The 6,709-nt window shown below is 69.2% G+C and carries 6 protein-coding genes and 1 pseudogene; 2 read left to right on the top strand and 5 right to left on the bottom strand.

The genetic code is table 11. From position 1 onward, the window contains the following. Positions 1–10 precede the first annotated feature (10 nt). The 5 genes from NDR87_RS34350 to NDR87_RS34370 are packed head-to-tail and all read right to left on the bottom strand — an operon-like array spanning position 11 to position 5,205. Positions 11–1,447, bottom strand: a complete 1,437-nt coding sequence (locus NDR87_RS34350) for an MFS transporter (protein ID WP_251918077.1) — start codon at positions 1,445–1,447, stop codon at positions 11–13. A 50-nt stretch (positions 1,448–1,497) separates the two neighbouring features. Continuing rightward, entirely contained in the window at positions 1,498–2,649 is a 1,152-nt protein-coding gene (locus NDR87_RS34355; protein ID WP_251918078.1) for an LLM class flavin-dependent oxidoreductase, read from the bottom strand. A 14-nt stretch (positions 2,650–2,663) separates the two neighbouring features. Further along, the gene (locus tag NDR87_RS34360) at positions 2,664–3,662 is read right to left on the bottom strand and encodes an ABC transporter substrate-binding protein (RefSeq protein ID WP_251918079.1); all 999 of its coding nucleotides are present in this window, start codon (positions 3,660–3,662) and stop codon (positions 2,664–2,666) included. Then, entirely contained in the window at positions 3,659–4,426 is a 768-nt protein-coding gene (locus NDR87_RS34365) for an ABC transporter ATP-binding protein (RefSeq protein WP_251918080.1), read from the bottom strand. The genes NDR87_RS34360 and NDR87_RS34365 overlap by 4 nt, the downstream gene beginning before the upstream one ends. Beyond that, positions 4,399–5,205 (bottom strand): ABC transporter permease, encoded by an 807-nt coding sequence (locus NDR87_RS34370; RefSeq protein WP_251918081.1) that lies wholly within the window; start codon positions 5,203–5,205, stop codon positions 4,399–4,401. Before NDR87_RS34370 ends, NDR87_RS34365 begins: the two co-directional genes overlap by 28 nt. A gap of 187 nt (positions 5,206–5,392) precedes the next feature. Between NDR87_RS34370 and NDR87_RS34375 the strand changes: the two genes are divergently transcribed. Both NDR87_RS34375 and NDR87_RS34380 read left to right on the top strand, forming a co-directional pair. Continuing rightward, positions 5,393–6,088, top strand: a complete 696-nt coding sequence (locus NDR87_RS34375) for a hypothetical protein (protein ID WP_251918082.1) — start codon at positions 5,393–5,395, stop codon at positions 6,086–6,088. Positions 6,089–6,320: 232 nt separating this feature from the next. Continuing rightward, positions 6,321–6,709 (top strand): annotated as a pseudogene (locus NDR87_RS34380) (hypothetical protein); the annotation flags it as partial.

Below are 6,709 nucleotides of genomic sequence, written 5' to 3' on the forward strand. Positions count from 1 at the left end.
TAACAATCGGTCAGCCCGCGGCGGGAATCGGTTGCGGCGCGGGTGATCCCGTGCCGCAAATCGCGCGCCGCCGGGCCAGCAGCGCGGTCGGCACCCCGAACGCGGCGGCGACACCCATGCCCAGCAGCAGATACCTGGCGGAGTGCACCGTCGACGGCGCACCGAGATTCACCAGGACGCCCGCATAGGCGGCACCGAAGGTGCTGGCGATCGACTGCACCGTGCCGATCGCGGCGGCGGCCTGCTGGCCTCGGGCCGGATCGGCGGTGCTGCCCATCACGGCCGCAGTCAGATGCGGGAACGCCGCCCCGATTCCGGTCCCCGCCAGAAACAGGGTCACCACCCACATCGCGATGATCGGCCCGTCCGCACCCTGGAGCTGGATCGCGGCGGTGAGGATCAGGCCGAGCGCGACCGTCGCCGGACCCGCCACCCGCAACCGCCCGATCGTCCGTGCCCGGCTCGCCCCGGCGCTGCCGACCTGCCCGACCGTCCAGCCCAGCGACATCGCCGCACCCACGAAACCGGCTGCCAGCGGGGCCAATCCGGCCAGCCGCTGACCGAACATCGGAATGAAGATCTCGACGTTGATGCCGATCGCGATGAAGAAGATCGTGAGATAGAGCCACTTCAGCGCCGAGCCGCGGGCGAAGGTCGCCGCGGGCAGCACCCCGTCGTCCGTGCGGCGCTCGGTGGCGAGGAACGCGAGTACGGCTCCCAGTGCGCCGAGCGCGGCGGCCACGGTCCAGCCGCCGCGCGGCAGGATGCCGATCACGCTCACCGCGGCGGCGGCCGTGCCGAGCAGAACCAATGAGCCGACGGGAATCCGGCGGGCCGCATGGGAGCGCTGCCCGCGCGGAAGTGCGTACGGAACGGCCACCGCGATCGGCACCGTCACCGCCGCCAGCGCGAGGAAGGCGAGCCGCCACGGACCGAACTGCGCGACCGCGCCGCCGAGTGCGGGCCCGGCGAACGCGCCCAACCCCCATACCCCCGAGACCAGGCCCGAGGCCCGCGTCCACAGCCGCGTCGGATAGGTGGACCGGATCACCGCGAAGCCCAATCCCGACAGCATGCCGCCGCCGAAGCCCTGGATCGCGCGCCCGCCGAGCAGGACGGCCATCTCCGGTGCGGCCGCGCAGACCAGCGTCCCGGCGATGAAGATCGTGCATGCGATCAGATACGCCCCTACCGCCCCGCGCGCCGACAGGGCCTTGCCCACCAGCATCGATGCGACCACCGAGGCAATCAGATAGGCGGTGGCGTTCCAGGCGAAGAAGCGCTCGCCGCCGATATCGCGCACGGCCGTGGGCAGCAGGCTGGCCGTCACATAGACATTGGTGGCATAAAGCAGCACGCCGCCGCCGAGTACGACCGATGTCCCGCGATGCCCGCGGCCGAACAGTTCTCCCCAGGACCCCGCGCCCGGCTCCCGATCCGAAGTCATCGGTCGAATCTAGAAACTCGAGCGCACTCGAGGTCAAGGGTTCGGCGCGGTCAGCTGCTGCTGGCCGCCGCGGTGGCGAAGGGCGTTGCCGCCGGGCGGGTCTCGCGCTGCGCCGGATGCTTCCACAGACCCTTGCGCCGCAGGATGGGCAGCACCCCCTCGCCGAACCAGTACGCCTCCTCCACATGCGGATAGCCCGACAGGATGAAGTGCTTGATCCCCAGGCGCGAGTATTCGATCAGCCGCTCGGCGACCTCGTCGTGGGAGCCGACCAGTGCGGTGCCCGCGCCGCCGCGGACCAGGCCCACTCCCGCCCACAGATTCGGCGCGATCTCCAGCCGCTCGGTGCTGCCGCCGTGCAGCTCGAGCATGCGGCGCTGGCCCTCGGACTCGCTGCGGGCCAGATTCGCCTGCACGCGCTCGATATCGGCGGGATCGACCGCCGACAGCAGCCGGTCGGCCTCGGCCCACGCCTGTTCGGAGGTGTCGCGGGAGATGACGTGGATGCGCAGGCCGTAGTCCAGGACGCGGCCGTGATCGACGGCCAGCTTACGGATCCACTCCAGCTTCTTGCTCACCGCGAACAGCGGCTCGCCCCAGGTCAGATAGGTGTCGGCGAATTGGGCCGCGACCGGTCCGGCCGCGGCGGAGGAGCCGCCGAAGAAGATCGGCGGCAGCGGGTCGGGACGATTGTTCAGCAGTGCGTCCTGAACGCGAATGTGCCTGCCCTCGAACGAGATCGGGTCATGCGACCGCCACAGCTCCCGCACCACGTGCAGGAATTCGCCGGTGCGCTCGTAGCGGGCCTCCTTGTCCAGGAAATCGCCGTAGGCGCGCTGCTCGTGTGGCTCGCCGCCGGTCACCACGTTGAGCAGCAGCCGCCCGCGTGAATGCCGCTGAAACGTCCCGGCCATCTGCGCGGCCAGCGTCGGGCCGACCAGTCCGGGCCGGAACGCGACCAGGAACTTCAGCGTCTCGGTGGTCTCCACCAGCATGGCCGTGGTCAGCCAGGCGTCCTCGCACCACGCACCGGTCGGGGTGAGCACGGCCTCGAAGCCGTTCTCCTCGGCCGCGCCCGCGATCTGATTGAGATAGCGCAGCGAGGCCGGGCGATCGCCCGACATGGACGTGCCGTGCCCGCCGGCGACCAGATTGCGGGCGTCGCCGTAGGTGGGGAGAAACCAGTGGAAAGACAGGCTCATGCGAGCTGCTCCCTTCATGGGGTGGGGTAGAGGTCGTTGAAGCGGGTGTCGACGAAGTCGGCGATCTTCACCTTGTTCGGGATGAGCCCCGCCGCGGTGAAGGTGTCGGCCACCTGCTGCTCGGCGTCGATGGCGGCCTGATTGAGCGAATGATCCTGATATACACCGCGTTTCACGGCCACCGTGGTCACCGCCACGGGCAGGCCGCTGAACTGCGCGTAGGTCTGTGCCCACTGGTCGGGATGCTCGTTCACCCAGGTGTGCGCGCGCTGGATGCGAGCGAGCAGATCGCGCAGCGCGGCCGTGCGCGACTTGCTGCCCAGCGCCTTGGCTCCCGCGACGTAGTACGCGTCCGGATTCACATACCCGTTGCCGTCCACCAGGATTCGCGCATTCGCCTGCTGCTCGGCCTGCGCTGTGTAGGGATCCCAGATGGCCCAGGCGTCCACCCGCCCGGTGGTCAGCGCGGCCAGGGCGTCGGCGGGCTGCAGGTACTGCGGCTCGACATCGCCGAGCGCCAGGCCGTTCTTGGTCAGTACCGACAGCAGGTGATAGTGCGCCGAACTGCCCTTGGCGACGGCGATCTTCTTGCCGCGCAGGTCGTTCGGCGCGTGCAACGGGGAGTCGGCGGGGACCACGATGCCCTGTCCGCCGGTGCCCGCCGAATAGCCAGCGACGATCTTGATCGACGACCTGGCGGCGGCGGCGAACACCGGCGGGGCGTTGCCAACGCCGCCGAAGTCGACCGCGCCGGAATTGATGGCCTCGAGCATCGGCGGCCCGGAGGTGTACTGCGACCATTCGAGCTTGTAGGGCACCGATCTCAGCTCGCCCGCCGCCTCCAGCAGCGCCTGCAGCCCGGTGCCCTTCTGATCGCCCAGCCGCAGGGTGACCTGGGACAGATCGACCGTGCCGTCGGGGCGTACCGCCGCGTCGCCGGCATCGGAGGTGCCGCATGCGGTCGCGACCGTCGCGGTGAGGGCGAGGACGGCGAAGAGGCGACGGGAGATCATGCGGTTCCCTCGGTTTCGTGCGTGGTGACGCCGAGTTCGCTGAGCAGTTCGTGGCGCAGCGCGGTGAATTCGGGCCGGTCGCGGCGGCGTGGGCGCGGCAGGTCGATGCGGATATCGCGGGCGATGCGGCCGTCGGCCAGTACCAGTGCGCGGTCGGCAAGCAGCAGCGCCTCGTCCACGTCGTGGGTGACGAGCAGCACGCCGGGGCGATGTCGGTCCCACAGCTGCAGCACCAAGCCGTGAATCGTGATGCGGGTCAACGCGTCCAGCGCGCTGAACGGCTCGTCGAGCAGCAGCAGATCCGGATCGCGGACCAGCGCCCGCGCCAGCGACGCGCGCTGTGCCTCGCCGCCGGACAGCGTCAACGGCCAGGCATCGGCGCGCTCGGTGAGCCCGACCTCGGCCAGCGCCGCACGGCCCGCGGCCCCGGGGTCGGGGTGGCGCAGGCCCAGGGTGACGTTGGCGTGCACGCGCTTCCACGGCACGAGCCGCGGTTCCTGGAAGGCGACGGCGATATCCCCGTCGACGGTCAGCTCACCCTCGTGCTCGCGATCCAGACCCGCCAGCGCTCGCAGCAGGGTGGATTTGCCGGTGCCGCTGCGGCCGAGCAGGGCCACGAACTCGCCGCGGGCGATATCGAGTTCGATGTGATCGAGGACCGTGCGCTCACCGAAGCGCTTGGTGAGGCCGTGAATTCGCACGACCTTCGATGCCGCGCGCGGGGCCGCGCCCTCGGTCAGTTCCCCAAGAACCCGCGTCGCCATACCAGCGCCCTCCTTTCGATCAGCCGCACCACGGCATCGGTGATCAGACCCAGCAGGCTGTAGACCAGCAGCCCGACGACGATGACGTCGGTGCGCAGGAATTCGCGGGCGTCGTTGATCATGAAACCCAGTCCGGCATCGGCATTGATCTGTTCGGCCACGATGAGCGCGAGCCAGGCCACTCCGAGGGACTGCCGCAACCCCACCAGCGCCTGCGGCAGCGCACCGGGCAGCACGATATGTGCGACCACCCCGAACCGGGAAAGCTGTTGTACGCGAGCGAGTTCGGCGAGTTTGCCGTCCACACCGCGGATACCGGCGAAGGTGTTGAGATACAGCGGCACCGCCACCCCGAACGCCACCAGCACGACCTTGGGCAGCTCGCCGATGCCGAACCACAGGATCAGCAGCGGAATGAGCCCGTAGAACGGCAGCGTGCGCAGCATCTGCACGGGCGGGTCGATGAGCTGCTCGCCCACCAGGCTCAACCCGGCCACCAGCGCCAGTCCCACGCCGATCACCGCGCCGATCGCGAACCCGACGGCCGCGCGCCGCAGCGATACCGAGATCGCGTGCGGCAGGCTGCCGTCGCGCACCAGCCCGATGGCGGTGTCCACGACGGTGGCGGGGGATGCCAGCAAGCGTTCCGGCAGCAACCCGGTGGAGCTGGCGAGCTGCCAGGCGACGAGCAGCAGCACCGGACTGATGACGCGGACCCAGCGGGCCCGCGGCAGATGTGGCAGCCGAACGGGTGTCGACCGCAAGGCGAGTGAAGACAACGCAAAACCTCCCGGCGTTCCATGGTGTCGGCCGGGATCGACGGGGTCACTGGTTCGAATCTGGCTGGATGCAACCCTCGCCGCCGCCCGAAGATTGCCCGAGGCTTGCCCGCAACCGTCCGAGCTGCCGTATCCGGGCGGTCATTCGGAGCATTCGCTCCCGACGATGAGGAACAAGCCTGTGAAGATGAGGAAGTACACCGTGGTCGCGGCCCTGGCGACCACGGTGGTGGGGATCGGCGCGGGCACCACGCACGCCGCTCCCGGCGCGGACGGCGTGGTGAACTACAAGGCGACGACCACCCAGACGTCGACCGTCATCTCGACCGACGCCGGATCGCTGGATGTCGACAACGGCATATTCAAGATCGAAGCCGCCGACGGCACCACCGTCGCGGGGGCCGAATTGTCCTTCCGGGTCGACGATTTCGTCTTTCCGATCGCCGCCGACATCACCGGTAACACCGCCACGCTGACACCGCAGTTCGATCTGCGACACGCGGTCTACCGGCCGGTCGCACTGCCCTTCGAGGACGTCGCGCCGTGGAAGACCCCCTACGACCGTGAGCTGGCCGCCTGGAACCGCCTGACCAGCACGATCAGCGCGGGCGCCACGATCGGCACGCTGGTCGGCGGCATCACCGGCGGCGCGGTGGGCTGCGTGCTCGGCGGTATCGCGGGCGCGACCGTCGCCTCCGCGGCCATCGTGGGTCTGTTCGGCGGGTTCGTCCCGGCCGCCGTGGTCGGCTGCCTCGGCGGCATCATCGCCGTCGGCGCCCTCGGCACCCTGGCCGGACAGCTGTTCGTCACCGCGCCGGTCGCGATTCTCGCGGCCATCCAGTACTTCACCACCATCAATCAGCCGTTCACACCGGCGAAGTAGGTGGGGAAGACCCGGCCGGAGTGTTGCCGGGGGACAGTGACCCCGCCCGGGTGCCGTGACCGGGCGGGGTACACATATGCGAAAGGTGGTCGGCCGTAGGGCTTTTCGGTGAAACCTGTTCATCTCGGGTTTTGTAAAAATTTCATCCTAGAAGTTGCGAAGCGGTTCACTTGGGTGCATGGTGGCGCTGCGCCGCACGTCTGTGCCGCGACTCGAAGATGAGGAAAACCAAGTGAAGATAAGGCAATTCGCCGTCGTCGCTGCGCTGGTCACCACCGCGCTGGGCGTCACCGCGGGTGCGGTCAACGCCGACCCCGCGGCCGATGAAGGGGCCGTCTACTACAAGGCGACCACGACCGAGAAGTCCACCGAGATTGCCACCGATGCCGGGTCGCTGGTGGTCGAGGACGGCGTGTTCAAGATCAAGGCCGCCAATGGCGCCGTGCTGGCCGGAACGGATCTGAAGTTCCGGGTCGATGATTTCGAGTTCCCGATCGCTGCCGAGATCTCCGATCGCAAGGCCACCCTGACTCCGCAGTTCGATATGGAGCACGCGGTGTACAAGCCGGTCGCGCTGCCGTTCGAGGAGTCCGCGCCGTGGAAGACTCCCTACGACCGCGA

The organism is Nocardia sp. CDC159, from assembly GCF_023740735.1.
GTDB lineage: Bacteria > Actinomycetota > Actinomycetes > Mycobacteriales > Mycobacteriaceae > Nocardia > Nocardia pulmonis.